This window comes from Pigmentiphaga sp. MLSB6-MA01, assembly GCF_058793475.1.
Window position 1 is genome coordinate 47,813 of the sequence record NZ_JBXAFV010000011.1, and the last position, 26,070, is coordinate 73,882.

The 26,070-nt window shown below is 68.8% G+C and carries 28 protein-coding genes and 1 pseudogene; 14 read left to right on the forward strand and 15 right to left on the reverse strand.

Annotated elements, in window-relative coordinates; genetic code table 11:
- Positions 1-79 precede the first annotated feature (79 nt).
- Positions 80-415, forward strand: coding sequence for a thioredoxin family protein (locus AC1Q6E_RS18135; RefSeq protein ID WP_152795396.1), 336 nt, complete (start codon positions 80-82; stop codon positions 413-415).
- Positions 416-431: 16 nt separating this feature from the next.
- Here AC1Q6E_RS18135 and AC1Q6E_RS18140 read toward each other — a convergent pair whose 3' ends face one another.
- The 5 genes from AC1Q6E_RS18140 to AC1Q6E_RS18160 all read right to left on the reverse strand — a co-directional run bounded on the left by AC1Q6E_RS18140 (position 432) and on the right by AC1Q6E_RS18160 (position 4,770).
- Complete coding sequence (locus AC1Q6E_RS18140; protein WP_152795394.1) at positions 432-1,157, reverse strand: ROK family protein; 726 nt, start codon at positions 1,155-1,157, stop codon at positions 432-434.
- Positions 1,154-2,488, reverse strand: coding sequence for a lytic murein transglycosylase (locus AC1Q6E_RS18145; RefSeq protein ID WP_492573227.1), 1,335 nt, complete (start codon positions 2,486-2,488; stop codon positions 1,154-1,156). Before AC1Q6E_RS18145 ends, AC1Q6E_RS18140 begins: the two co-directional genes overlap by 4 nt.
- On the reverse strand, positions 2,485-3,252 hold the full coding sequence (locus AC1Q6E_RS18150; protein ID WP_492573228.1) for a glutamine amidotransferase: 768 nt from the start codon (positions 3,250-3,252) through the stop codon (positions 2,485-2,487). Before AC1Q6E_RS18150 ends, AC1Q6E_RS18145 begins: the two co-directional genes overlap by 4 nt.
- A gap of 43 nt (positions 3,253-3,295) precedes the next feature.
- The gene (locus tag AC1Q6E_RS18155) at positions 3,296-3,607 is read right to left on the reverse strand and encodes a hypothetical protein (RefSeq protein WP_152795390.1); all 312 of its coding nucleotides are present in this window, start codon (positions 3,605-3,607) and stop codon (positions 3,296-3,298) included.
- Positions 3,608-3,690: 83 nt separating this feature from the next.
- On the reverse strand, positions 3,691-4,770 hold the full coding sequence (locus AC1Q6E_RS18160; protein ID WP_152795388.1) for a sterol desaturase family protein: 1,080 nt from the start codon (positions 4,768-4,770) through the stop codon (positions 3,691-3,693).
- A 119-nt stretch (positions 4,771-4,889) separates the two neighbouring features.
- Between AC1Q6E_RS18160 and AC1Q6E_RS18165 the strand changes: the two genes are divergently transcribed.
- The 5 genes from AC1Q6E_RS18165 (at position 4,890) to AC1Q6E_RS18185 (ending at position 8,516) form a co-directional block, all read left to right on the forward strand.
- Positions 4,890-5,294, forward strand: a complete 405-nt coding sequence (locus tag AC1Q6E_RS18165) for a group III truncated hemoglobin (protein ID WP_492573229.1) — start codon at positions 4,890-4,892, stop codon at positions 5,292-5,294.
- Complete coding sequence (locus tag AC1Q6E_RS18170) at positions 5,285-5,728, forward strand: RrF2 family transcriptional regulator (protein WP_152795384.1); 444 nt, start codon at positions 5,285-5,287, stop codon at positions 5,726-5,728. Before AC1Q6E_RS18165 ends, AC1Q6E_RS18170 begins: the two co-directional genes overlap by 10 nt.
- On the forward strand, positions 5,725-6,762 hold the full coding sequence (locus tag AC1Q6E_RS18175; RefSeq protein WP_492573230.1) for an NAD(P)H-dependent flavin oxidoreductase: 1,038 nt from the start codon (positions 5,725-5,727) through the stop codon (positions 6,760-6,762). The genes AC1Q6E_RS18170 and AC1Q6E_RS18175 overlap by 4 nt, the downstream gene beginning before the upstream one ends.
- A gap of 125 nt (positions 6,763-6,887) precedes the next feature.
- The gene (locus AC1Q6E_RS18180; RefSeq protein WP_492573231.1) at positions 6,888-7,244 is read left to right on the forward strand and encodes an SRPBCC domain-containing protein; all 357 of its coding nucleotides are present in this window, start codon (positions 6,888-6,890) and stop codon (positions 7,242-7,244) included.
- A gap of 99 nt (positions 7,245-7,343) precedes the next feature.
- Positions 7,344-8,516 (forward strand): putative sulfate/molybdate transporter, encoded by a 1,173-nt coding sequence (locus tag AC1Q6E_RS18185; RefSeq protein ID WP_492573232.1) that lies wholly within the window; start codon positions 7,344-7,346, stop codon positions 8,514-8,516.
- Here AC1Q6E_RS18185 and ocd read toward each other — a convergent pair.
- Both ocd and AC1Q6E_RS18195 read right to left on the reverse strand, forming a co-directional pair.
- On the reverse strand, positions 8,506-9,558 hold the full coding sequence (gene ocd / locus AC1Q6E_RS18190; RefSeq protein WP_492573233.1) for an ornithine cyclodeaminase: 1,053 nt from the start codon (positions 9,556-9,558) through the stop codon (positions 8,506-8,508). The genes AC1Q6E_RS18185 and ocd overlap by 11 nt on opposite strands.
- 9 nt (positions 9,559-9,567) lie before the next feature.
- On the reverse strand, positions 9,568-10,467 hold the full coding sequence (locus AC1Q6E_RS18195; protein ID WP_492573234.1) for a dimethylarginine dimethylaminohydrolase family protein: 900 nt from the start codon (positions 10,465-10,467) through the stop codon (positions 9,568-9,570).
- A 165-nt stretch (positions 10,468-10,632) separates the two neighbouring features.
- Here AC1Q6E_RS18195 and AC1Q6E_RS18200 point away from each other — a divergent pair, with 165 nt between their 5' ends.
- The 3 genes from AC1Q6E_RS18200 to AC1Q6E_RS18210 are packed head-to-tail and all read left to right on the forward strand — an operon-like array spanning position 10,633 to position 13,369.
- On the forward strand, positions 10,633-11,052 hold the full coding sequence (locus AC1Q6E_RS18200) for an Lrp/AsnC family transcriptional regulator (protein ID WP_152795374.1): 420 nt from the start codon (positions 10,633-10,635) through the stop codon (positions 11,050-11,052).
- A gap of 12 nt (positions 11,053-11,064) precedes the next feature.
- Positions 11,065-11,925: a PhzF family phenazine biosynthesis protein gene (locus AC1Q6E_RS18205; RefSeq protein WP_492573235.1), complete on the forward strand. Its 861-nt coding sequence runs from the start codon at positions 11,065-11,067 to the stop codon at positions 11,923-11,925.
- Between the two features lie 37 nt (positions 11,926-11,962).
- Entirely contained in the window at positions 11,963-13,369 is a 1,407-nt protein-coding gene (locus tag AC1Q6E_RS18210; protein WP_152795370.1) for a GGDEF domain-containing protein, read from the forward strand.
- On the opposite strand, the pseudogene arsC reads toward AC1Q6E_RS18210, so the two are convergent.
- Positions 13,369-13,719 (reverse strand): annotated as a pseudogene (gene arsC / locus AC1Q6E_RS18215) (arsenate reductase (glutaredoxin)); the annotation flags it as partial. The gene AC1Q6E_RS18210 and the pseudogene arsC sit on opposite strands and share 1 nt — an antisense overlap.
- Before the next feature lie 182 nt (positions 13,720-13,901).
- On the opposite strand from arsC, the gene AC1Q6E_RS18220 reads away from it, so the two are divergent.
- From AC1Q6E_RS18220 to AC1Q6E_RS18235, 4 genes are all read left to right on the forward strand, one after another.
- The gene (locus tag AC1Q6E_RS18220) at positions 13,902-15,140 is read left to right on the forward strand and encodes an MFS transporter (protein ID WP_296558800.1); all 1,239 of its coding nucleotides are present in this window, start codon (positions 13,902-13,904) and stop codon (positions 15,138-15,140) included.
- 181 nt (positions 15,141-15,321) lie between these two features.
- Positions 15,322-15,924, forward strand: coding sequence for an HdeD family acid-resistance protein (locus AC1Q6E_RS18225; protein ID WP_152795364.1), 603 nt, complete (start codon positions 15,322-15,324; stop codon positions 15,922-15,924).
- Between the two features lie 86 nt (positions 15,925-16,010).
- Positions 16,011-17,210 carry an ATP-binding protein gene (locus AC1Q6E_RS18230; RefSeq protein WP_152795362.1) on the forward strand — a complete coding sequence of 400 codons (1,200 nt, stop codon included), beginning with the start codon at positions 16,011-16,013 and terminating at the stop codon, positions 17,208-17,210.
- Entirely contained in the window at positions 17,210-17,764 is a 555-nt protein-coding gene (locus AC1Q6E_RS18235) for a response regulator transcription factor (protein WP_152797708.1), read from the forward strand. The genes AC1Q6E_RS18230 and AC1Q6E_RS18235 overlap by 1 nt, the downstream gene beginning before the upstream one ends.
- A 52-nt stretch (positions 17,765-17,816) precedes the next feature.
- Here the strand turns inward: AC1Q6E_RS18235 and AC1Q6E_RS18240 are convergent, their stop codons facing one another.
- Entirely contained in the window at positions 17,817-18,266 is a 450-nt protein-coding gene (locus AC1Q6E_RS18240) for a MaoC family dehydratase (protein ID WP_296558803.1), read from the reverse strand.
- A 112-nt stretch (positions 18,267-18,378) separates the two neighbouring features.
- Here AC1Q6E_RS18240 and AC1Q6E_RS18245 point away from each other — a divergent pair, with 112 nt between their 5' ends.
- Positions 18,379-18,786 carry a RidA family protein gene (locus AC1Q6E_RS18245; RefSeq protein WP_152795358.1) on the forward strand — a complete coding sequence of 136 codons (408 nt, stop codon included), beginning with the start codon at positions 18,379-18,381 and terminating at the stop codon, positions 18,784-18,786.
- A 75-nt stretch (positions 18,787-18,861) separates the two neighbouring features.
- On the opposite strand, the gene AC1Q6E_RS18250 is transcribed toward AC1Q6E_RS18245, so the two are convergent.
- From AC1Q6E_RS18250 to AC1Q6E_RS18275, 6 genes are all read right to left on the reverse strand, one after another.
- Positions 18,862-20,322: an NAD-dependent succinate-semialdehyde dehydrogenase gene (locus AC1Q6E_RS18250; protein WP_296558805.1), complete on the reverse strand. Its 1,461-nt coding sequence runs from the start codon at positions 20,320-20,322 to the stop codon at positions 18,862-18,864.
- 32 nt (positions 20,323-20,354) lie between these two features.
- Entirely contained in the window at positions 20,355-22,085 is a 1,731-nt protein-coding gene (locus AC1Q6E_RS18255) for a thiamine pyrophosphate-requiring protein (RefSeq protein ID WP_296558807.1), read from the reverse strand.
- Positions 22,082-23,311: a CaiB/BaiF CoA transferase family protein gene (locus tag AC1Q6E_RS18260; RefSeq protein WP_152795352.1), complete on the reverse strand. Its 1,230-nt coding sequence runs from the start codon at positions 23,309-23,311 to the stop codon at positions 22,082-22,084. Before AC1Q6E_RS18260 ends, AC1Q6E_RS18255 begins: the two co-directional genes overlap by 4 nt.
- A gap of 65 nt (positions 23,312-23,376) precedes the next feature.
- The gene (locus AC1Q6E_RS18265) at positions 23,377-24,348 is read right to left on the reverse strand and encodes a Bug family tripartite tricarboxylate transporter substrate binding protein (RefSeq protein WP_152795350.1); all 972 of its coding nucleotides are present in this window, start codon (positions 24,346-24,348) and stop codon (positions 23,377-23,379) included.
- An 84-nt stretch (positions 24,349-24,432) separates the two neighbouring features.
- The gene (locus AC1Q6E_RS18270; protein ID WP_152795348.1) at positions 24,433-25,578 is read right to left on the reverse strand and encodes an FAD-dependent monooxygenase; all 1,146 of its coding nucleotides are present in this window, start codon (positions 25,576-25,578) and stop codon (positions 24,433-24,435) included.
- Positions 25,571-26,056, reverse strand: coding sequence for a MaoC family dehydratase (locus AC1Q6E_RS18275; RefSeq protein ID WP_296558811.1), 486 nt, complete (start codon positions 26,054-26,056; stop codon positions 25,571-25,573). The genes AC1Q6E_RS18270 and AC1Q6E_RS18275 overlap by 8 nt, the downstream gene beginning before the upstream one ends.
- Positions 26,057-26,070 lie beyond the last annotated feature (14 nt).

The following is a 26,070-nucleotide window of genomic DNA, read 5'->3' on the forward strand; positions in this document are numbered from 1 at the left end:
AGGCCGAAAAGGGGAAATCCGATATATTCTCGCCCATGAACACTGCGCGGCGCCTACCGGCCGCCGCTTTTTTTCCATCATGGAACAGATCGATCTCGACGACGGCACGGCCGACCGCTTCCTGCTGGATGCGCCCGGCACCTCGCTGCTGGTCTTCACCAGCGATACCTGCCCCAACTGCCGGCTGGCACGCGCCCGGCTGCCCGACATGAGCATGCCGGTGGCCCGCATCTGCTGGATCGACGCCGGCCACAACCGGGGGCTGGTCGAACGCTACGAGGTGTTCCACCTGCCCTCGATGTTCGTGGTCAAGAACGGGGTCTACTACGGTGCCGTGCAGGCGACCCTGGCGGATTGGGACATCAGGCGCCAGATCTCCCTGGCGCTGGACAGCTATCCGGCCGAGCTGCCCTAGGATCCGTCCCCTCGCCTCAGGCGTGGGCTGGATCCCAGCTCCTCCACAAAGCCGCCCCGCCCATCAGCCCGGCGTCGTTCGAGCCCACGCTTACGTGGGGCGGCAAGCCCGCATCCACCTCCCGGGCATTGCCGCCGCCCAGGTGGATGCGATCCGGCGTCAGCAGGATGTCGATCAGCGCCAGCGCGCGCGACAGGAGCCGGTTCCAGCGCCGCCGGCCCTCGGCCCGCAGCGCCGCGTCACCCAGGCATTCCTCGTAGGTCTTGCCGTCCATCATGGGATGGTGCGCGAGCTCCAGGTGCGGCATCAACCGGCCGTCGCGAAAGAGCGCCGTCCCCACGCCAGTGCCCAGCGTCATGACGAATTCCAGGCCCTCGCCCTGGGCCAGGCCGTAGCCCTGCATGTCGGCATCGTTCACCATCCGCGCGGGGCAGCCCAGCCGGTCGCCCAACGCCTGCGCCAGCGGAAAGCCCACCCACGACGGCGAACCGAGATTGACCGCGGTCAGGACGCGCTGCCGCCGCACCACCCCGGGAAAACCGATGGAGATCCGGTCATAGGCTCCCAGCGAAGCGGCCATGCTCGCGATCTCCTCCAGCAATCGGTCCGGCGGACACGGCCGGGGTGTCGGCACCCGCAGGTGCGCGCCCAGCAGCCGGCCCGCCTCGTCGATGACGGCGGCTTTCAGTCCCGTGCCACCGATGTCGACCGCCAGGATGCCCGGCCCCGGCGCAGCCTTCATGCGCCGCCCCCCTGCGCCGGCGCGGGCGGCGGCCCGTTGCGCGGCAGCGGATCCTGCCGCAGCGTCTGCAGGATCCGCTGGCCCACCCTGCCATCGACAGCCAGGCCCGCCCGCTGCTGCTCCGCCGCCACCGCGTCGCGCGTACGGCTGCCCGGGATGCCGTCCGGCGTGCCGATGTCATGGCCGCGCGCCAGCAGCAGCGCCTGCAGTTCCCGGATCTCGGCGCGCGACAGGCCGGGATCGTCGGTCGGCCAGGGCGTGACGATGGGCGGCTCGCCACGCAGCCGGTCGATCAACAGGCTGACGGCCAGCGCGTACTTGCGCGAGCTGTTGTAGCTCAGGATGGCGTCGAAGTTCCGCGTGGCCAGGAACACCGGACCGCCCGCGCCGGTGGGCGCGAACAGATACGCGGGCGACTCCGGGGCCGGTTCGCCGCCGCGCAGCCGGTCCGGGCGGCCGCCGTCCACGCGCGTGACGCCGCGCGCGGTCCAGTCCGCCAGCGTGCGGCGCTCCGAGCCCGCGAATTCTTCGCCGGCGGGCACGCCTGCCGCCACGCCGGCCGGCAGCTTGACCTCGATGACCGGCAAGAGCCCCCGCGTCCACTGCGCGCGCCGCTTGCGCAGGTGGTTGGCCGTCGAAGCCAGCGCATCGGGCAGCGATCCGTACAGGTCTATCCTTCCATCTCCATCGCCGTCGGCCGCGAGTTCATAGTACGAGGTGGGAATGAACTGGGTCATGCCGAAGGCGCCGCTCCACGACCCCACGAAGGTGTCCGGCTGCACCAGCCCGTCGCGCAGCATCCGTACCGAGGCGTAGACGTTCTTGATCCACAGGGTCTTGCCCTCGGTGCACGCGCGGGTCAGCCAGGCGTCCAATACACGGGTCTTGCCCAACACCCGGCCGAAGTTCGTCTCGATGCCGAAGATCGCCACCATCACCTCGCCATCCACGTCATAGCGCGCGGCGATGCTCGACAGCGGCACGGCCTCGGCCGCCATCAGCTTGCGCCCGTCGGCCACCCGCTCCTCATCGACGGTCTTGGCCAGGTAGTCCCACCACGTTTCCCTGCCCTCGGGCTGGGCCCGGGCCGACGCCACCGTCGATGCCAGCAAGGTCGCGCCTTGCGTATAGGTATCGAAATCGGCAACCTGGATGCCGTTGGCGGAGGCCGCCGGTCTCAACCTGGCCAGGCAGGCGCCGGTATCGAGCTGGGCATGGGCCTGCGCGGCGGCCAGCACCGCCAGGCCTCCGGCCAGCAGCCTGGCGCGGGAAAGAAACGGTTTGGAAATAGCGGTCTCCTTGGTCGGGACAGGAATCGGCGCAGCGGTCATCGCGTATCCGCGGATGCCGGCGTCGACGGCGCGGCGGCGATGCGGGCGAAGAACCGCCGCATGATGGCATGGGACACCGGCGTCTCGGCCACGCCCGCCCGCAAGGCCCGGACATCCAGACCTTCACCGGCGAGCCCGGCCTGCATCACGTCGAAATACGCCCGCATCACAGGCACGGTGAATTCCGGATGGAACTGCACCGACACCGCTTGCGGGCCATAGCGCAGCATCTGATGGCTGTCCTTGCCGTTGCGGGCCAGCACCGCCGCGCCTGCGGGCGGTTCGGCCACGGTCTGCTCGTGGATGAAATGGGCGGCGAAGACCGTCGGCATGCCCTCCAGCAGCGCGTCGCCGGCTGCCGCCCGCGTCAGCTCGACCTGCTGGGTGCCGATTTCCCGCCCACCGTCCAGGTAGTCCACGCGCCCGCCCAGCGCGTGGCTCATCAACTGATGGCCATAACAAATGCCGAACAGGGGCAGCGACACATCCATCGCGTCGCGCACCCAGCCCGCGCAAGCCTCGCTCCACGAGGCATGATCGGTCACGTTGGCCCGCGAACCGGTGATCAGCGCGGCCGCATAGCGGGACGGCGCCTCGGGCTTCTCGCCCTTGTAGGCGGCCACACGGGCCAGGCGCGCGGAACTCAGTCCCGCCACCTCTCCGACCATGCGGTCGAAGCCGCCATAGGCCGCGCCGACCGCATGCGGCGGCGCCCCGGTCTGAAGAATGAGGATGGGAAGCATCTGACGTAGTACCTCGGCCATGGAAATCGTTCCATGACACCTCATTTCCCGTGCCGCGGCAACCTCAGGCGGCCGGGCCGGTTTCGCCGATCAGCCCGCCCAGCAGCAGCACCGCCAGCAGGAACCAGAAGATCGCGCCCAGCACCGAGCGATTCATCAACGCGCGTATGCCGGCGTAAAGCAGCAACAGCCCCAGGACCAGCAACCCGAAATTGAACAGGGTCGGGCTCATGCCCAGCGCACCGGCCAGCCCCGAGGAAAACGCGCCGACGGCTTCGCCGAAGCCGCCGAACACGGCTTTCAACGCGGCGACGATGGTGCGGATGACCTCGCCCAGCATAGCCCCCAGCCATTCGAAAGTGGATTCGCTTTTCATGTTTGGCGACAGAGTTGGCACTCAGCCATTATGGCGCATGCACCGTACGGCCAAGCCCGCCGGCGTTGCCGGACGGACCCGCCTCAGGCCGCCGGCGCCCCGCCGGCCGGCCCCGTGCCGGTACGCGTGGGCAAGTGCTCGGCCTCGTCGCTGGGGACCGGGGCATAGTCCGGACCGAACGACACCTCGCCCAGCCTCCACCCGGCGGGCCGTCGCACGGCCCCCCAGAAGCGCCGGGCGGCCTGCCACTGCTGACCGACCAGGCCGCGGTCGTTGTCGGCGTCGACCATGGGATCGCTGACCCCGGTCGGGCGGACCTTCTCGCCGTACAGCGACGTGCCGAACAGGATGTCCCAGATGGGCAGGACCTGCCCGAAGTTGCAATTGTGCAGCGACGGACGCTCCGGGTCCCGCACCATGTGATGCAGGCGATGGAACTTGGGGTCGACCAGCACGCGTTCGCCGATGCGGCCGAAGCCGAAGCGTACATTGGTGTGGGACAGGTTCTGCACCAGCTCGCTCAACAGGCCCAGCAGCGCGAACTCAGAGGGCTCCACGCCCATGGCCAGGCCGACGGTGGCCAGGATGAAGGATTGCAGCACCCCGTCGATGTAGCTGCCGCGGTCGTTGGTCCAGCAGCTCATCTGGCGCTGGCTGTGGTGCATGCTGTGCAACGCCCACCACCAGGGAATGGCATGCTGGGCCCGATGCATCCAGTAATAGACGCAGTCGTACACAAGGTAATAGACCAGGAACAGCAGATAGGGATGGTTCTCGAACCACGGCACCCAATGCTTGAGCCCCGACGACATGGCCGGCCCGGCGTCGGCCTCGCCTCCCAGCCCGCCCAGCATGTTGGCGAACGGCGTCAGGATCAGGTAGCTGAACAGCGGGAACAGGCCCAGCAGCATCAGCAGCGTATAAAGACGGTCGATGCGCGTGAGGCCCCGGTCCTCCCAGCGCTCGGCCGGAGCCAGGGTTTCCAGCGGGCGGAAGATGAAGCCGATGATGAACAGCTGCAACAGCGCGATCAGCAGCGCCTCGGAGATCTCCAGCGGATTGCCCGCGGTATCGGCGATGTGCAGAAAGACGACGGCCGGTTCGACGAAATGGTTGCTGACCCAGGCGATCAGCTGGGTCCAGAGCGATGCCAGGTAAGACATGGGAAATCGGTATCGGGTTCGAGGCTGCGCATACTGTAGCACCAGGCTGGCCCGGGCTGGCTCGGCCGCGCGGGCTTCTGATAAGATATATTCAACATACATCTTTATGGACGGCTCCCATGCTCGACCTCAACTCCTGCACCGACGAAGAAATCGCTCGCCTCGTCTCGGCCTTCTACGCCCGGGTACGGCAGGATGCCGCGCTGGGCCCCATCTTCGAGGCCCATGTCGACGACTGGGACAGCCATCTTTCCAAACTCACCGATTTCTGGTCCTCCATCCTGCGCGGTACGCGGCGCTATGGCGGCACACCGATGACGCGGCACGCCGCCCTGCCCGACCTGCACGAGGCCCTGTTCGCGCGCTGGCTGGAACTGTTCGACCTGACGGCCCGGGAACAGGAGAACCAGGCCATGGCCGGGCGAGCCCAGGTCATGGCCCGCCGCATCGCGCAAAGCCTGTGGCTGGGCTACCAGATGCATCGCCATCCCGACCGCCTGGCGCGCGAGCTGCCATGCGCCTGACCGTCCAGAGCGACTATGCGCTGCGGCTGCTGATGTACGTTGGCGCACATGCCGACAGGCTGTGCACGATCGCCGAGGTCGCCCAGACCCACGGCATTTCCGCCGCCCACCTGATGAAGGTGACCCATCGCCTGGGCCAACTGGGCTACCTGGAGACGGTGCGCGGCAGGGGCGGCGGCATGCGCCTGGCCCGGCCGCCCGAACGGATAGGCCTGGGCGACGTGCTGCGCGACCTGGAGCCGGATTTCCACCTGGTCGAATGCCACGCCACCGGCAGCACCTGCGTGCTGACGGGCCACTGCCGCCTGACGGGCATCCTCGATGCCGCCCTGCAGCGTTTCCTGCAACACCTGGACCACTACACGCTCGCCGACCTCCTGCCCGCCGGCACCCCTTCCCTCTTTCCTCCGTTTCCCATCAAGGCTGCGTCATGAATCTGCACGAACTGCTGGGCATCGCCTTTCCCGTCATCCAGGCTCCCATGGCCGGCTCGCAGGGCAGCGCGCTCGCGATCGCCGTGTCCAACGCGGGCGGCCTGGGGTCACTGCCCTGCGCGATGCTGGGACCCGATGCGCTGCGCGCCGAACTCGACACGCTGCGAGCGGGCACCGACCGGCCCTACAACATCAACTTTTTCTGCCATACGCCCCCCGTACCCGACGCCGCGCGCGAAGCACGATGGCGCCAGGCCCTCGGCCCGTACTACGCGGAATTCGGCATCGATCCCGCCGGCATTCCGCCCGGCCCGGGGCGCGCGCCGTTCACGGCCGAGATCGCCGACCTGGTCGAACCCTGCCGGCCTCCCGTGGTCAGTTTCCATTTCGGCCTGCCATCGGCGGATTTGCTGGCCCGTGTGAAGTCGTGGGGATCCCGGGTGCTGTCGTCGGCCACCTCCGTCGCCGAAGCGCGCTGGCTGGAAGACCACGGCGCCGACGTCATCATCGCGCAGGGCAACGAGGCCGGCGGCCACCGGGGCCTCTTCCTGTCCGACGACCTGGACATCCAGTCGGGGACCTTCGCGCTGCTGCCGCAGATCGTGGCAGCGGTGCGCGTGCCGGTGGTGGCGGCGGGTGGGATCGCCGATGCGCGCACGGTCGCGGCGGCGCGGACGCTGGGCGCGGCCGGCGTACAGGCCGGCACGGCCTACCTGCTCTGCCCGGAGTCCACGATCAGCGCCATCCACCGTGCCGCGCTCAAGCATCCCGCCGCCCATACCGCGCTCACCAACGTGTTTTCCGGCCGTCCGGCGCGCGGCATCGTGAACCGGGTCATGCGCGAACTGGGGCCCATGTCGCCGGCGGCGCCGGCCTTTCCCCTCGCCACCTCGGCGATCGCGCCCTTGCGCGCCAAGGCCGAGGCGCAAGGCTCGGGCGATTTCTCCCCGCTCTGGTGCGGCCAGAACCCCGGCGCGTGCCGCGAACTGCCGGCGGCCCAGATGACGCGCGAACTGGGCGCCGCCTGGGGCTGACGTCCACCGGCTATCCCGACACCCCGTCCGGGGAATTGTGGACACTGTACACAAAATTCGCTACGCTGCGTCTCTCCTGTCCGGCGGCATCCGCCGGATGTCCCGTTTGTCAGGAAAACGCCAGCATGAGCCGAACGATAGACGTCTGCACTGTCCGGCATCTCCCCGTGCCCGCCGAATCGGTCTTCGATGCCTGCATGGCCGCCTTGTCCCAGCGGCGGACCGACGGCGAAACCGGGTGCCGGGACGACTATCTGATCATGGACCGGCCTTATTGCCTGGCCTTCGAATGGCAGGCGGCGGACGCCCCGCGGCCAGACCTGGTCACCGTGGCGCTGATCGACGCCGAACCCGGCTGCAAGATCAAGGTCACCCAACAGCTTGATGTCGACCGGGCGGCCGAGGCCGAACGCGTCCGCCGGGACTGGGCACGCATGCTGGACGCCATGTCCCGGACACTGCGCGCGCGGGCCTGCGCCTGAAACGCCCCCCGGGACCGCCGAGCGGCCTGTCTTGTTTACAGACCCCGCCGGGTGGCCGACAATCGTCCTTTGGTTCGTCCGCATTGAAAGGGGATACGGGTGCGCGAACCCGCCAGCCGCTCCGCGCCGCAACCGGCCGCCACGGGCAATCGCTACGATCGCATGGAATGGGCAGGCGCCTTCGGCGATCTCGGCACCCTGATTCCTTTCGTTGCCGCCTATATCGGCGTGCTCAAGCTCGATCCGTTCGGCGTGTTGTTCGCCTTCGGCCTGTGCATGCTGGCCTGCGGCCTCCACTACAAGACCCCCATCCCGGTGCAGCCGATGAAGGCCATCGGCGCGGTGGCGATCACCCAGGCGGCCCAGACCGCCGTGGTCACTCCGGGCGCGGTCTACGGCGCCGCGCTCGCCACCGGCCTCGCCTGGCTGTTCCTGGGGCTGAGCGGCATGGCCACCCGGGTGACGCGCCTGGTCCCCCCCGCCGTGGTCCTGGGCATCATGCTGGGACTGGGATTCGGCTTCATGCTCGAAGGCGTGAAAATGATGCAGACCGACTGGCCCATCGCGGCGCTGGCCGGCGTGGGCACGCTGCTGTTGATGGGTAACCGCACCCTGCCCGCGATGTTCGCGCTGCTCATCTTCGGCGCCGCGGTGGGCGCCTGGCGCCAGCCCGCGCTGTTGCATGAACTGGCGCAGATCCCGCTGGGCCTGCCCTCGCCTTCGTTCGCGCTGTCGGAGGTGAGCCTGCACGAGCTGGCGATCGGCGCGGCGCTGCTGGCCCTGCCCCAGCTTCCGCTCACGCTGGGCAACGCCGTCATCGCGGTCAAGGAAGAGAACAACCGTCTGTTTCCTCAGCGCCCGGTGTCCGAGACTGGCCTGGCGACCTCGACCGGCATCATGAACGTCTTCAGCTCGGTGGTCGGCGGAGTGCCCATGTGCCACGGCGCGGGCGGCATGGCCGGCCATGTGGCCTTCGGCGCCCGCACGGGCGGCGCGCTGGTCATCCTGGGGGTCATCCTGCTGGCGCTCGCGCTGTTCTTCAGCGCGGGAGTCGCGCTGCTGTTCAAGCTGTTTCCGCTGTCCATCCTGGGCGTGGTCTTGTTCCTGACCGGCGCCCAGCTCGCGCTCGGCAGCAGCGTGCTGCCGACGGACAGGAACCAGCGCCTGGTGGTCCTGGCCACCGCCGCCCTGTGCATGTGGAACGTCGCGGCCGGATTCCTGCTGGGCCTGGCCCTGCACCTGATGATCGCGCGCGGCTGGGTCAGGATGTGACCGCGGGCGCTACGGCCCGTCGCTGGCCCGCCAGCAGCGAATACAGATCCCTCGGGTCCGCCAGGTCGGGCACGAGCTGCACGTCCTGTCCCGACGCGCTGGCCTGCGCCAGGCCCAGCAGATAGCGCAGCGCCGAGAAATCCTCCAGCGCGAAGCCCACCGAATCGAACACCGTCACCTGCTCCGGCGACTCCCGCCCCGGCTGCGCGCCAGACAGAACCTGCCACAACGGCACCACCGGCGAGTTCGCCGGCAGTTGCTGGATCTCGCCTTCGACCCGGGTCTGGGCCTCGTACTCCACCACGACGCGGGCCTGCCGCAGGATGGCCGGATGCAGCTCGGTCTTGCCGGGGCAGTCGCCGCCGACCGCGTTCACGTGCATGCCGGGCGCCACCCACTGCGTCCGCAGCACCGACGCGCGGCGCTTGTCCGCGGTCGCGGTGGTGACGATGTCCGCGCCCCGCACCGCTTCCTCGGCCGATTGGGCCGCCGTCACCCGCAGCCTGTCGATCCCGGCCAGGTTCGCCATGAGCTTGTCCGTGGCGCGGCGGTCGATATCGTAGGCGCGGATCTCGTCGATGCCCAACAGGGCATGGAAGGCGAGCGCCTGGAATTCGCTTTGCGCGCCGTTGCCGATCAACGCCATGGAACAGGCGTCCGCGCGCGCCATGGCGCGCGCGGCCAGCGCCGAGGTCGCGGCGGTACGCAGCGCCGTCGCCAGGGTCAGGTCGGCCAGCAGCAGGGGGTAGCCGGTCGCGACGTCGGCCAGGACGCCGAATGCCAGGACGGTAGGCAGGCCGCTCAGCGCGTTGCCCGGATGGCCGTTGACATACTTGAATGCATAGCGCCTGCCGTCGGATACCGGCATCAGCTCGATCACCCCCATGCTGGAATGATTCGCCACCCGCGCGCATTTCTCGAACTCCGGCCAGCGCAGGTAATCGTCGCGGATATGCCGCGCCAGTTCCTCGATGACGCGTATCGTCCCATGTTCGCCGATCATGCGGGCCACCGTGGCCGCATCCAGATAGCGCGTCTTCATATGCCCTCCTCAGGCCGTCGCGGCCTCCCTGGCGGAAGCGGGCGCGGCGCAATCGGCCAGACTCGCCCGGTCCAGGCGCAAGGTCATGCAGTAGGCGCCCCCGCCGGACATCATGAAGGGCGCGAGATCGACCGGTGTCACCCGGTATCCCCGTTCTTGCAACACAGCGCGCAGCCGCGCCGTGGGCGTGGCCATGACGATCTCCCTGCCCACGCTGACCGCGTTCACGCTGAAGCGGGCCAGGTCTTCTTCCGTGGCCACGATCAGCCTGTCCGCGGGCACGCGCCCATGCAGGTTGCGCAGGGCCCGGGCGGTCAGCGCGGGCGGAAAAACCAGGATCTCGCCGCCGGCAAGCGGGCAGAAGCACACGTCCAGGTGGTAGCAACGATCGGAGACCAGTTCCATCGCCACGGTTTCCTTGCCGAAGAACTCGCCGATGCGAGCCAGCGACTCGCGCGACGACCGGGGGCCGTAGGCCGCCCAGAACCATTGCCGGTTGGCGTCCCAAATGGCGTCGCCCGCCCCTTCCTGGAAGCATCCGCCGGGCAACTGCGCCACTTCGGCCAGCAAGCCCTCGTCGCGCAGCGCGCGGAACATCTCCAGGAAGGCGGCTTCCTCGCCCTGGCGCTGGGGATAGCGGAAGCGGGCCAGCAGGGCCCGGCCATCCAGCACGATGGCCGCATTCGCGGGAAAGACCATGTCGGGGAGACCGGGACTGCCCGCGCGCAGGACCACCTCGCAGCCCGCGCGCGCCAACGCGCGGCGCAGGGCGCGCGACGCGCCGTTCGCGGCGGCCGCGCACCCGTCGGGGTCGCGCGCCCACGCATCGGGCTGCATCCACGGATTGATGCGATAGCTGACATCGAAATACCGGGGCTCGACCATCAGGATCCTGGCTTGGGTCTTCACGCTAGCTCCTTGCGACATGCGCGGCCGGACTGGCCTCCCCATCATTCTGCTCGTCCGTGACGCCAAGATGGAGTGCAAGAAACTGGGCATTTCTTCCCATGGATTGCCATAACGCCAGACTCTGCTATCGTTTTGCCATCGCTCTCACGCGCCGGGGATACCGCCATGGACGACGTCGACCATCGCTTGATCGCCCTGCTGCGCGACAACGCGCGCACGCCGGTCTCCACCCTTGCCCAGAAGCTCCAGGTTTCGCGCGGCACGGTCCAGAACCGCCTGGCCCGCCTCGAGGAACAGGGAATCATCGTCGGCTATACCGTGCGCCTGCGGCCCGATGCCGAGCCCCGGGGCATCCGCGCCTGGATGAGCATAGAAATCGAAGGCAACACGGCCCGCCGCGTCCTGCAGTCCCTGCGCGGCGAACCGGCCATCCAGGCCTTGCACACCACCAACGGCCGGTGGGACATCGTGGCCGAGCTGCGGGCCGCGAGTCTCGAGGATTTCGACCGCGCGCTCGAACGCATACGATTGATCCCCGGCATCGCGAACACCGAAACCAACATCCTGCTGTCCAGCTACGTTTGAGTTGATGCGCCCATGACGACGACACCCGTCCCCTCCCCCCACGGCTTCAGCCAGGTGGACGTGTTCACCGCGGTTCCGCTGCGGGGCAATCCCCTGGCCGTCGTGCACGGCGCCGATGGACTCGATGAAACCCGCATGGCCGCGCTCGCCCGATGGACCGGGCTGAGCGAGACCACCTTCCTGCTGCGCCCCACCCAGGCCGGCGCCGACTACCGCGTACGCATCTTCACGCCGGCCGGCGAACTACCCTTCGCCGGGCACCCCACGCTGGGCAGTTGCCACGCCTGGCTGCGGGCGGGCGGCCAGCCGGGCGGCCCGGACATCGTGCAGGAATGCGGCGTCGGGCTGGTCCGGATACGGCGCTCGCAGGGACGCCTCGCGTTCGCGGCACCGCCCCTGCGCCGCGCGGGCGACGTCGACCCGGCCACGCTCGCGCAGGCGGCGCGCGGCCTGGGCATCCCGCCCGCGGCCATCCTCGACGCCAACTGGGTGGACAACGGGCCGGCCTGGATGGCGGTCATGCTCGCCTCGCGCGCGCAGGTCCTGGCGCTGGAGCCGGACCACGCGGCCATGGGCATGCTCAAGATCGGCGTGGTCGCGCCCTGGGATCCCGCCGTGGACGGCACCGAGGCCCGGTTCGAGGTGCGCGCCTTCGCGCCGGGCCTGGGCGTGCCGGAAGACCCCGTGACCGGCAGCCTGAACGCCGGCATCGCGCAATGGCTGATCGGTTCGGGGCGCGCCCCCGACCGCTACGTCGCCAGCCAGGGTACCGCCCTGGGCCGGGCCGGGCGGGTCCACGTCAGCCGTGAAACGGACGGCATCTGGGTGGGCGGCGACGTGGCCGACTGCATCGAAGGCAGGATCCTGCTCTAATCCGGTCCGACCGCATCCGCCTTCCGTTCCCCGCTCCATGCCTCAAGACAATCATTTCTCCGAGACCCTGCTTGCCGAAGAATGGCGCGACCTGATGGCCCGCCTCTCACCACCCGGCCGCGACCTGCTGTCCGGCATCGTGCACGGCAACGTGCGCGAACTGGCCGACGACTTCTACGACCACATGCTGGCCGACGAACAAGCCTCGGTCTTCCTGTCCAGCCAGCAGGTGCACGAACGCCTGCACGCCTCGCTGCAGAAATGGCTGCGGGATGTCCTGACCACCGCCGATCCGGCGGGCATCGAAGGCCTGATCGCCACGCAGCGGGTGATAGGCGATGTGCATGCCCGCCTGGGTATTCCCGTCACGCTGGTTGCCCGGGGCGCCCGGCGGCTGAAGCTGCGCCTGCTGGAACGCCTGTGCGGCGAGGGCCCCGGGGAACGCGACCGGCAAACCGCCATGCTCTACGTCTCGCAGGTGCTGGACCTGTCGATGGAGGCGATGACCGCCTCGTATTCGCGCTCGCACGAACGGTCCGCGCGCAGCGACGAGGCCTACCGCCTGTTCTCGCTGATGCAGAACCTGGGCACCGAGCGCGAGCGCCAGCGGGCGTCCTTGCTGGACTGGGAAAACGGCCTGGTCTACCAGATCGCGACCGACGGACCGCTGGCCGACGTGCAGGACCTGTCGGCGTCCACGTTCGGGCTGTGGTTCACGCACAAGGGCCAGCCCAGCTTCGGCGAAACGCCCGAAATCCAGGCGATCAGCGGCTTGATCGCCGCGATCGACGCGCGGCTCCGGGACGCCCGCGCCGCCGGCGGGCAACCCGCGCCCCGCACGCAACTGCTGCGTGGCGTCCGCGAGAACGTATCCCAGGTCAAGCAGTTGCTGGGAGTCCTGTTCGAGCAGATGTCGGAACTCGAAAGCGGCCGGGACGCCCTGACACAGTTGATGAACCGGCGCTTCCTGCCCACCGTGCTCAGGCGCGAGGTCGCCCTGACCCTGCGTGCGCGGTCCTCGTTCGCACTGATCATGGTGGACGTCGACCACTTCAAATCCATCAATGACCGCTATGGCCATCACGCGGGAGACCTGGCGCTGCGCAGCGTCGCCACCGTCCTGCTCAATGGCATGCGCAGCAGCGACTATGCCTTCCGCTACGGCGGCGAAGAGTTCCTGCTGGTACTGGTGGAGACCAGCGAAGAACAGGCCTGGCACATCGCTGAAAGGCTGCGCCAGCAGGTGGCGGCCGAACGCATCATGCTGCCCGGCGACGTCCCGCTGCAGGCCACCATCAGCCTGGGGCTCGCCATGCACACCGACCACCCGGACTACGAACGCACGCTGGCGGCGGCCGATGCGGCGCTGTACACGGCCAAGAAGCTTGGCCGCAACCGCGTCGAACGCGGCAGCCTCGGCGCGGACGCGGCGGCGAGGCCTTAGGGCAGGATGTCCAGCACGACCTCCATCGGCCGGCACAGCCGGGTGCCTCGCGGCGCCACGACGATGGGGCGGTTGATCAGGATGGGATGCTGCATCATGAAATCGAGCAGATCGTCGTCGCTCCACTTCGGGTCGCCCAGTCCGAGTTCCTCGTAGGGACTGCCCTTGACCCGCATCGCTTCGCGCATCGGCAATCCGGTCGCGGCGATCAAGCCCTTGAGCGTGTCGCGGCTGGGGGGCGTCTTCAGGTACTCGACGACCGTGGGTTCGAATCCGCGTTCCTGCAACAGGGCCAGGACCTTGCGCGATGTGCCGCAGGCGGGATTGTGGTAGATGGTGATGTCGCTCATGGGGCCTCCTTCGTGGAAATCCGGCGCGGCGATCCGGGAGCTGACCGCGCATGAGCCCCGCATCATAGCCCGAGGCCGGCGCCGCCCCACCGCGCCGCGCCCCCGTGTTTTTGTGCACTGCAACCTGCACCTGCTAAGCTATCGCACCCGCATTTCCCGCTCCCGCGGCCCCGTTCTCCTCCATGCACGCCCCCTCCTCGCCGCCATCCTCCCAGCCGGATTCGCCCGCCGCTTCCGTCCAGCCGCCCTCCTTCGGCCGCGCCCTGCTCGCGCTCGGGCTGGGAGGATTCGGCATCGGCACCGGCGAGTTCGTCATCATGGGACTGCTGCCCGACGCGGCCCAGGACCTCGGCATCTCCATCCCCGCCGCCGGACACCTGATCAGCGCCTATGCCCTGGGTGTCGTCGTCGGGGCGCCGGTGCTGGCGGTACTGGGCGCCCGCATGCCGCGCCGCGCGCTGCTCGTGGCCCTGATGATCTTCTTCGCCCTGGGCAATTTCGCCAGCGCGGCGGCGCCGGGCTACCTGTCCATGATCCTGATGCGGCTGATGACGGGCCTGCCCCACGGCACCTACTTCGGCGTGGCTGCCCTGGTGGCCGCGCACCTGGCGCCCGCGGGCCAGCGCGCCCGGGCCGTCGGCTACGTCATGCTGGGCCTGACCGTGGCCACGCTGATCGGCGTTCCGCTGGCCACCGGCCTCGGCCAGTGGCTGGGGTGGCGCGCCGCCTTCGCGCTGGTGGGTGTCATCGGCATCCTGGCCTCGCTCCTGGTCTGGCGCTGGATCCCGGACATCCCCGCCAGCGAAGGCGCCAGCCCCTGGCGCGAACTCGGCGCGCTGCGCCGCAAGCAGGTCTGGCTGACGCTGGGCATAGGCGCGATCGGCTTCGGCGGCATGTTCGCGGTATTCAGCTACATCAAGCCCACGTTGATGGAACTCGCCGGCCTGCCGGTGCATGGGGTTCCCTTCGTCCTCGCGCTGTTCGGCGTGGGCATGGTGACCGGCAACCTGGCCGGTTCGCGGCTCGCGGACAAGGCGCTGATGCCCACCATAGGCGGACTGCTGGTCTGGTCGGGGCTGGTGCTCGGGCTGTTCTGCCTGACCGCGTCCAACATCTGGCTGGGCGCGTTCAACGTCTTCCTGATCGGCACCGTCGTCGCCATCGGGCCGGCCCTCCAGATCCGCTTGATGGACGTCGCCGGCGACGCGCAGACGCTGGCCGCGGCCCTGAACCACTCGGCCTTCAACCTCGCCAACGCGCTGGGCGCGTGGCTGGGCGGCCTGACCATATCGGCCGGCCTGGGCTGGGCCTCCACCGGCTGGGTCGGCTTGCTGCTGGCCGTGGGCGGCCTGGCCATTTTCGGTCTCGCCTGCGCCGATATGCGCCGCGCGTCCCCTCCCGCCGGCGCGGGCCAGCCCTGAGCGGCGCCATCCGGACGCCAGGGCGCGCCCGGACCTGGCCAATAGCACACGATGAGGCGCGACACCTCCCGCCCGGGCGGTTACAAGATTTGCCGCACGCGCCCGGCTGGACGCTGGTACCGTATGCGGTGGATACACCGCATATGGGGATGCGGCGTACCACACCAAGGAGGGAACAGACATGGCAGATGCTCCGAATCCCACGCCCGTGCCGGGCGGCGTCGATCTGACGGAAACCTTGAAAACGCTGGGCGCGCGATGGGGCTGGTTCGTCGCCCTGGGCGTGCTGATGCTGGTCCTCGGCTTCGTGGCCGGGGCCTACGTCCTGGCCGCCACCGTCGCCAGCGTCCTGTTCGTCGGCGCGATGATGCTGGTGGCGGGCATCGGCCAACTGGTGCAGGCCTGGCGCGTCAAGGACTGGCGAGGCTTCCTGTTCTGGACCCTGGGCGGCCTGCTCTATGCCATCGCCGGGGGCGTCGCCCTGTACAACCCGCTGGCCGGCGCGGCGGTGCTGACGCTGCTGCTGGGCGCGTTCCTGATTGCCTCGGGCGCGCTGCGCCTGTGGATCTGGTTCCAGCACCGCGGCCAGCAGGGCTGGGGCTGGCTGGCGCTGTCGGGCGCCGTCACGCTGCTGGCCGGACTGCTGGTGGCCATGGGCTGGCCCGAGAACAGCCTGTGGATCCTGGGCCTGCTGCTGTCCCTGGACCTGCTGTTCCAGGGCATCACACTCGTCATGCTGGGCCTGGCCCTGCGCCGGGGACAGCCGCCCGCCTCCCACGCCTGAGCACGGGCCGCCGGTCGGCGGCACCCTTGCCGCGTGCGCCATAATGGAGCCTGCCGGCGCGCCCGCCGCCGGCCGTCTTCCATCGTATGAACCGCACAGAAATCTCTTTCCTACGCACGCTTTCCAGCCTGCGCTGGCTTGCCATAGGCGGCCAGGCCGCCACCATTTTCATCGCCAGCGGTCCACTGGGCGTGGACCTGCCCCTGGGCATGCTGTGGAGCGGCGTCGCCACCCTTATCCTGTTCAACCTCTACGCCGGCTGGCGCCTGCGCACCGGCGACGAACCCTCGCATGCCACCGCCTTCCTGCACATGCTGGTCGACATCGTCGTGCTGGCCTGGATGGTCGCCTGGAGCGGCGGCATCAGCAACCCCTTCGGCCTGCTGTTCCTGGTCCTGATCGCCCTGGCGGCGATGGCCCTGCCCAACCGCTGGGCCTACGCCACCGCCGGCGCGGGCGTGATCGGCTATGCCGCGGCGGCCATTTTCGGCCACCCGTTGCACGCTCCTGGCGACGCCTACGAACTGCTGCTGTGGGGTATCGCCGCCAGCTTCCTGATCTCGGTCAGCGTGATCCTGATCTTCTCGACCCGGCTGGCGGCCGACCTGCGCAACCGCGAGCGCGAACTGGCCGACCTGCGCGAACGCTTCGCGCGCAACGAGGGCATCGTGGCGCTGGCCACCCACGCCGCCTCGATGGCGCATGAACTGAACACCCCGCTGGCCACCATGACGCTGCTGGCCGACGAGATCGCCGCCCAGGCCGACACCGACGACCTGCGCGCCGACACCGAGATGCTGACCGAACTGCTGGGCCTGTGCCGGGAACGCGTGCGCAATCTGGCGGTCCCAACCGAAGTGGAACTGGAACGTGTGGTGGAGCAGTGGAAGCTGGTCCGCCCCACGGTCGAACTGCACCGCACGGGTGTCCTGCCCCGCGGCCTGCGCGTCGAACCCTCGGTCGCCCACCTGCTCCAGGCCTTGCTGAACAATGCCGCCGATGCCGGCGTCCAGGCCGGCGCCCCCTACGTGGACCTGCACCTGGAATGCAAGGGCGGCATGGTGCGTGGCGTGGTGCGCGACTACGGACGCGGCCTGAACCCCGACCAGCCGCTCTTGCCCGCCACGCTGTTCCGCAGCGGCAAGCCCGGCGGCCTGGGCGTGGGCCTGGCGCTGTCGCACGCCACGGTCGAACGCCTGGGCGGAGACATGACCATGACCGCCGCCGAGGGCGGCGGCGTGCGCATCCAGTTCCAACTCCCCGTGGAAACCACTGTGACCTCATGATGACTGACCTGGATACCGGCCTGCTGGTCGACGACGACGAACTCTACCTGCGCACCCTGCAGCGCAGCCTGGCCCGGCGCGGACTCGAAACCCGCACCGCCACCACCATCGCCGAAGCGCTGCGCATCGCCGACGAGATCCGCCCCGGCTTCGCGCTGGTCGACCTCAAGCTCAGCAGCGACGACTCGGGGCTTACGCTGATCAAGCCGCTGCGTGCCCTGCGCGCCGACATGCGCATCCTGCTCGTGACCGGCTACGCCAGCGTGGCGACCGCCGTCGACGCCATCAAGCGCGGCGCCGACGACTACCTGCCCAAGCCCGCCACCGCCGACATGATCCTGCGCGCGCTGGGCCTGGAGAAGGCCGAGGCCGTCACGGTGGAATCGACCATGATTCCCCTCCACCGCCTGGAGTGGGAACACATCCAGCAGGCACTGCATGAAACCGGCGGCAACGTCTCCGCCGCCGCCCGCCTGCTCAACATGCACCGGCGCTCGCTGCAGCGCAAGCTGGCCAAGCGGCCCGGCCCCGAGCGGGGCCCCGAACCCGAATAGGACGCCGGTCGGCGGCCTCGCCCGCCACGCCGGAAAACGCGATGCCGGCGGGTCAGGCCCTGCGCCTGACCAGCACGGACTTGTCGTTGTGGAACACCTCTTCGCCGTGCTGGTTGTACACGTGGTCGCGCATGACGATCAGGCCACGATCGGGCTTGGACGTCGGCCGTCTGGAAACGATTTCCACCTCGGTGCGCAGCGTGTCCCCCGGCCGCACATGCTTGAGGAAGCGTGCCTCGTCCACGCCCACCAGCGCGATCACGCAGCCTTCGAGCAAGTCGCCCGTCATCGCGGTGGAAAACGACATCACCAGATGACTGGGGCAGATGCGCCCGGGCAACCCCCGGTCGCGCGCATGGCCGTCATCCAGGAACAAAGGTACTTCGTAGCCGACCAGGCGGCAGAAGGCATCGTGGTCCGCCTCGGTGATCAGGCGCGTGCGCGTGGGATAGCGGGCTCCGACCTCGAAGTCCTCGAAGAATCGCGTGGGGGCACAAGACATGGCGATGCGCATTCCAATTGACTCGATGAAACCAAGCATGTATGGTTTTGAACGCAAAGTCAAATTGATCAAAGACGCCCCCTCCCACACCTGGATTCTGGAGACGACCGACATGCAGGAAGCCCGCGAGATCCTCACCCAAGGCAAGTCCTGGCCCGACCGATACACCTACGTTCCCGCGCTGCGCATAGGCAACATGGTCTGGCTGTCGGGCACCACGGGCACCGACGAGGCCGGCACCATCACCGCGCCCGGCGACATCGTCGAACAGACGCGCCAGATCTTCCGCAAGTTCGACGCCCTGCTCAAGGCTGCCGGCGGCTCCTGCAACGACATCGTCCAGACCCACGACTTCTTCGTCACCACCGAGAACTATGCCGGCACGGCCGACGTGCGGCGCGAGTTCTTCACCACGGCGCGCCCGACCTCCAGCGGCGTCAAGGTCGCCGGGTTGCTGCGCAAGGACGCCCTGATCGAAATCTCGGCGATGGCGGTCATCGGCTCGGCCCCCGCGGCCTGATACGCGGCCCCACGGCGGATCGGGGGTGCGGCCCTGGCCGCACCCCCGATCCGGGGCCTGTCTCGAACGAGGAATTCAGCGGGGGCGCCGTGCCGCCGGGCCCTGGGAGACGAACTTCACGCTCATGTACCCCTGCAATCCCTCGATGCCGCCCTCCTTGCCGTAGCCGCTGTCTCCCACTCCGCCCCACGGCGTTTCCGGGCCGCTGATCGTAAACGTGTTGATGCCCACGAGGCCGGCCTTGAGAGCCTGCGACGCACGGGTTGCCCGATCCAGGTCCGAGGTGAAGACGTAGGATGCCAGGCCATAGCGCAACGCGTTGGCCTGTCCCAGCACCTCGGCTTCGTCCCGGAACCGGATCAGCGAGGCGATCGGCCCGAAGGGCTCTTCGTGCAGGATGCGGGCTGTGGCCGGTATGTCGGTCACGACGGTCGGCTCCCAGTAGAACCCGGAACCTTCACGCCGGGCACCGCCCGTGCGTATCGCCGCGCCCTTCTCTCGCGCGTCCGCCACGTATTCGCCCATGGCGGCCAGCCGCCGCGCATTGGCCAGCGGCCCCATCGCGTTGCGCTCGTCCAGACCCGAGCCGATGTGCATGGCGCGGGTCTGGTCGATGAAATGCGCCACGAACTCCTCATAGATGCCGTCCTGCACGAAGATGCGGCTCGGCGACACGCAGACCTGCCCGGCATTCCGGAACTTGGAGGCAACGGCCTGCCGCGCGACGGCCGCCGGATCGACATCGTCGTAGACCAGCACCGGCGCATGGCCACCCAGCTCCATCGTGGTCGACTTCAGTCCCTTCGCGGCCAGGCCCGCCAGATGCTTGCCCACGGCCGTGGAACCGGTGAAGGTCAGCTTGCGCACGACGGGCGATCCGATCAGATGATCGGACACCTCGGCGGGCACGCCGAAGACCAGGTTGAAGACTCCCGGCGGGACGCCCGCGTCATGCAGCGCGCGCGTCAGCTCGATGGCGGTACCCGGGGTTTCTTCGGACGCCTTCAGGATGCAGGCGCAGCCGGCGGCCAAGGGCCCGGCCATCTTGCGCGAAGGCGTGGTCCCGGGAAAATTCCAGGGCGCGAACGCCGCGACCACGCCGACCGGTTCCTGGTGCACGCTCCAGCACAGATCGGGATGGCGCGCCGGCACGATGCGGCCGTAGGCCCGCCGGCCCTCCTCGGCCATCCACTCGAATATGTCCGCGGTCAGGGCGACCTCGATCCGGGACTCGCGCAGCGGCTTGCCCTGCTCGATCGTCAAGATCCGCGCGATGTGCTCGAGCCGCTCGCGGATCAGGTCGGCCGTCCGCTTGAGCAGGCGCCCCCGCTCGAACGCCGGTGTGGCGGCCCAGGCAGGCATGGCGCGCGCGGCGGCCGCCAGCGCCCGGTCCAGGTCGGCGGATGAGGCGTGCGGCAGATGGCCGATGACCGCCTCGGTCGAGGGATCGATCACGGCTTCGGTCAGCCTGCCGCCGCCGTCCAGCCATTGGCCGTCGATGTACAGCTGGAGTGTGGTGTACGGTGAGTTGGACATATCGGCTCGGTTGCTGAAAGAGGGTTGGGGAATCAGAACGCCGTGATCTGCACATGCAAGACCGCGGACCGGCCCGACTTGACCGCGGCGACGCAGTCGCCGATGGCGCCGGCCAGACGCTCCGGGTCGGAAACCTTGGCGCCATAGGCGCCGAAGGCTTCCCCGATCCTGGCGTATTCCACGCCCTCCGGCAGCGACGCCTCGAACGCGTCCTGGGCCTGCGCTTCGCCGTCGGGATAGACGCGCAGCGTGGATTGCTTGACCGCCGACCAGCCGCCGTTGTCCAGGACGATGGTCAGCAGCGGCAATTGGTAGCGGCGCGACACCGCGAACACCGAACTCGGGTTGTTGAAATAGAAACTGCCGTCGCCCACGACCTGGATCACCATCCGGTCGGGCCTGGCCAGCTTCGCCCCCAGTGCCATGCCGCCGGAAGCGCCCAGTCCCCCGCCGCCCACGCGCACCATGGTCCCGGGGATCGGCCTCGGAATCTGCGCCGCCAAGGCCGGCGCGTTGCGGACCGCCTCGTTCATGATGATGTCGTGGTCGTCGATGTGGCGCGCCAGCTCGGCGAACAGGAAATGCGGATTGATCCGTCCGGGGACGCCGGGATCGGCCGCCTTCCTGGCCGCGTCATCGCGGACACGGCGGCGCTCTTCGGCGATCCGGACACAGCGGGCGCGCGCGGCGGCCTCCAGATCCGCCGGGCCGCGCCGGTCGATTTCCTCGAGCACCTGCTCCAGCACGCGGGCGCTGTCTGCCTGCACCCGCAGGTTCGCGGGAAAGGTCCACATGGGCGAATCCTGCTTGAGCACGTCCACGTCAATCTGGACCCAGAAGGTCTGCTCGTTGAACCGGACGTCCCTCGGGAACCAGGGCACGTCCACGTCCACCATGAGGGCGACGTCGGCCCGCGCCAGGTGCGGCCCGGGCTGGCCGCCGCAGAAGCACGGCCCTTCGTGCGACATGTTGTTCACCATGTTCGATTCGAACACCCGGATGCCGGCGCGCAAGGCCAGGGCCTCGATGGCCGCGGACGCCCGGGGGCTGCGGCCGGCATAGGCCGTCACCAGGATGGGATGCTCGGCGCCCAGCAACGCATCGACGATGCGCCCGATCACCTCGGGATCGGCGCCTCCCGCCTGCAGGGGGCCGAACTGTTCGGCCGGATACGCGCGCATCCGGTCGTCGGGCCAGTTCTCGGTCAGCGTCTCGCGCGGCAACATGAGATAGACCGGCCCCTTGGGCTCGGAATGCATCACGCTGTGCGCCCGGCGCAGCGTCTCCTTGACGACCACGCCCGACGGCAGCGTCCATTCCCATTTCACGTACGGCCGTACCAGCGCGCCCTGGTCGAACGGCTCCTGGATGAAGTGCACGTAGGTATCGCGGCTGCCCACCAGCTCGCCCGAGGTCGTGAAAGGCGCCTTGCCCGCCATCAGCAGCACGGGGATGCGGCTGCGCAGCAGGTTGTGCATGGCCATCGATGCGTTGGCGGTTCCCACGTCGACGTGGACCAGCACCCCCTGGCCGCGGCCCGTGACCGCCGCGTAGCCGCCGGCCATGTGCGCGGCGGTACTCTCGTGCGGACACAGGAAGACCGTGGGCGATCGGCGGCCCTGCTTACGGCGCTCGGCCAGCTCTTCGATGATGGGGGCGTGGTCGGTCCCCATGTTGCAGAACAGATAGTCGATCCCCACTTCCAGCAGGCCATCGAGGAAGTGGCTGGACGTACTCCGGTTTTCCGGCGCGGATGCGTTCATCGTGTTCTCCAGGAATCAGTGGTTGCCGCGTCGATATCGCCCGCGCTCAGTCCCGCCTCGGCCAGAACTTCCCGCGTGTGCTGGCCCAGCGTGGGCGGCGGCGTACGGATGGTGGCGGGCGTCTCCGAGAAATAGACCGGGACGGCGGTGGTCATCATGGGGCCGACGCCGGGATGCTCGTATCGATGGAAAAAACCGGTGTCCTTCAGGTACGGATCGTCCATCAGCTCCTCCAGCGTATTCATCGCCCCGGCCGGGACATCGCCGGCATCGAGCCGGGCGCGCAGCTCGGCGGTGCCGTAGTGGGCGATGCGCGCGGCGATGATCGAATAGATCTCGTCGACGTTGCGCGACCGGGCCTCCAGCGTCGAGAACCGGGGGTCGGTACTGGCTTCCGGTATGTCCAGGGCCGCCAGCAGGGCTTTCCAGTGCGCGTCGGTGTTGGCCATGATGCAGATGTAGCCGTCGCGCGTGGCATAGGGCCGGCGATGCCGGGTCAGCAGGCGCGTATAGCCGAGCGTGCCCTGCCCATCGTCGAAGGCGCGCGTCCACAGATGCTCCACCAGCAGGAACGACAGCATCGTCTCGAACATGGGGACATGCACTTCCTGGCCCTTCCCCGTCCGTTCCCGGCTCAACAGCGCCATGGCGATCGCCGACGCCAGCATGTGCCCCGTGAACTTGTCGGCGATCACGGTCGGGATGTAGCGCGGCTCGTCGGCCGTCCGGCCCACCAGTCCGGCCAGGCCGCACTCGCCCTGGATGATGTCGTCGTAGGCCGGCAGGTTGGCGCGCGGGCCGTCGTGCCGGTATCCCGACGCCGACCCGTAGACGATGGCCGGATTGCGCCGGGAGACCGCCGCGTAGTCGATGCCCAGCCGCTCGGCCGCCTTGGGGCGCATGCCGTGCACGAACACATCCGCGGTATCGATCAGCCGCATCAGCGCGTCCAGCGCGGCGGGCTGCTTCAGGTCCAGCACCACGCTGCGCTTGTTCCGGTTCACGTTGGCGAAAAAAGCGGCCATGCCGGGATGGGGCGCCGGCCCTATCTGGCGGTTGAGGTCGCCGATGGGCGACTCTATCTTGATGATGTCGGCGCCCATGTCGCCCAGGGTCTGGGTCGCCAGCGGCCCCAGGATGGTCGTGGTCAGATCGATGACGCGGATGCCCTGCAGCGGCCCCGTCGCCTTGGCCTGTCTGTCTGTGGCGGGTTTGCGGTCTAGCATTGTCGGATCTTCAAGAAAGGATGGAACATGGCGCGGCGTCGCCGCCGCCCCGGGGGAATCCGGCGTCAGTCCAGGCGCACGCCGGTCTTGCGGACGATGTCGCCCCACTTCTGGGTATCCCGCCGGATGAGCGCGGCGAACTCCTGGGGCGTGCTGCCCACCGCCACCGCCGAATACGAGGCCATGCGCTCCTGCACGTCTGGCATCCTGGCGATCCTCGCTACGGCCTTGGCCAGCCTGTCGATGATCGCGGGCGGCGTGCCGGCCGGCGCCACCAGGCCGTTCCAGACCGCGGCCTCGAAGCCGGGCAACCCCTGCTCCGCCACCGTGGGCAGATCGGGCATTTCCGCCGAACGCTTCGTGCCGGTGTACCCCAACGCCTTGGCCCGTCCCGCCTTGATGGTCGGAAGGCCGCTGCCGCTGAACATGAATTGCACGCGCCCCGCCGCCATGTCCACTTCGGCCGTGCTGGTCCCCTTGTACGGGACATGCACCACGTCGATGCCCGCCATCGACGCCAGCAGCGCGCCGACCAGTTGGGGCGAGGTGCCGGTTCCCGGCGATGCGTAGTTGAGCTTGCCCGGCTGCGACCTGGCCAGCTTGATCAGTTCCTGGACATTGTTGGCCGGCAGCATCGGGCTTGCCATCAGGTAATAGGGATTCTCCGCCATGACCGAGATCGGTTCGAAATCCTTGATGGGGTCATAGGGCATTTTCGCGAAAAGGCTGGGGTTGATCGCCAGCGTCGTGACCGACGCGGTCAGCAGCGTATAGCCGTCGGGGGCGGCCTTGGCCACCGCATCCGCGCCTATCATCGTGCTGGCGCCCACCTTGTTCTCGACCACGACCGGCTGGCCCAGCTCGATGGCCAGTTTCTCGGCGAACAGGCGCGAGATGGCGTCGGAGGTCCCGCCGGCGGCCTGGGGATTGATCAGGCGTATGGGCCGGTTGGGATAGCCCGGGTCGGCCGCGGAACCAGCAGCCGGCAGCGTGGCGGCGACAACGGCGGACAAGATCGAAATGGCAAATCGTTTCATGTGATGCTCCCGAATGGTTGACTACCAGCAAGAGATCCCTTGCCGCCTCGCAAGGGATGGCGCTTCCCTGCAAGAAGGCTCCGCTCAGCGGACGGCCGCCAGGGGCTCGGTCCAGGCGTCGTAGCCGTATACCCAGTCCGGATTGGTATCGTTGCGCATCCAGTTGTTGGCCTTGGCCGAGAGCTGGAGCTTCGAGGTGCGCGGCAACCTTGTGTCGGCATAGCGCCGCAGGGCCGCGGCCGCGGTCGAGGGCGTGGCCTCGACCACGCAGCGGGCCAGGATGGCGGCGTCCTCCAGCGCGGCGCTGGCGCCCTGCGCCATGTACGGCGGCATCGGATGGCAGGCGTCCCCCAGCAGCGCGACACGCCCCTCCGTCCAGCGAGGCAGCGGGTCGCGCGCCAGCAGCGCCCACTTGTAGACCTCCGGGCACGCATCCAGGACCGCCCTCACCTGCGGGTGGAATTCCGCGAAGGCCGCGCGCAGCTCGCCCAGGTCGCCCTTGGTGGACCAGGATTCGCTGGTGGCCCACTTGCCGTCATCCGGCACGCTGGTGGTGAAGTACACCTCGTCGGCGGCCTCGGTCGTGTAGTACATGACGATATGGCGATCCTTGCCCCACCACTTGATGCGCGAACGCTCGATGCGGTGCTCGCCCAGGCGCTCGGCCGGAAAGGTCGCGCGGTAGGCGATGCGTCCGGTGAACACGGGCTGCTCGGGCCCGAGGATGATCTCGCGCACCCGGGAATGGACACCGTCGGCGCCGACCACGATGTCGGCGCTCGCCTGCGTGCCATCGGCGAAAGACAGCGTCACGCCCCGGCCGTCCTGGCTCAGCGCTTCCAGCTTCTTGCCCAGCGATATGTCCTCGGCGGGCACCGCCGACTCCAGCGCGGCGTGCAGGTCTCCGCGATGCAGGCACAGGAAGGGCGCGCCATAGCGGGCTTCGACGTGGCCGGCGATGGGAAACTCATTGGTGACGGCGCCGGTATCGTAGTCGCGGTTCAGGCTGGACTCCGGAACCAGCGCATGCGCGCGCAGGCGGTCTTCCGCACCGATCCTGCGCAGCACCTTGCACGCATTCGGTGCCATCTGTATGCCGGCGCCGACCCGGGCGAACCGTGGCGCCTGCTCGTAGACGCGGACGTCGATCCCGGCCTGCCGCAACAGGGCCGCGGCCGCGAGCCCGCCTATGCCGGCACCGACGATGGCGACGGAGATCCGTTCAGTCATCGGTCTGCTCCTGTCCGGGGACGATGATGCGATAGCAATGGAATCCTTCCAGCAAGTGCCTGCCGTGCTGGTTCTCCAGGCGGGTGGCCACGCGGCAGTATTTGCGGTGGCCCTCTTCCCAGATCTTCTCGATCACGAAGCAGGGGCGGACCGTATCCCCCACCGCTGCCGGATGCAGATAGCGGCACCCCTGCTCGACCAGCACGAAGCCTTCGATGTGATCGCGCAGCTCCGAGGCGCCGAGCGCCGTCAGGGAAGCAAGCAGCAGGCCATGGGCCAGCGGCTTGCCGAACCGCGTATTCTTTGCGTACTCGACGTCGTAGTGACTGCGGTGCACGTCCCCGGTAATGCCGGAAAACAGCAGGAAGTGCGCGTCGGTCAGGGTTTTGGAAGGTCCGTGGAAAGCCATTCCTTCGGACAGTGGTCTGGCCAGGTATTCCATGGCCGAGCCACCGGACAATGCTGCGCTGCCGGGCATGAGCAAAGACTCCG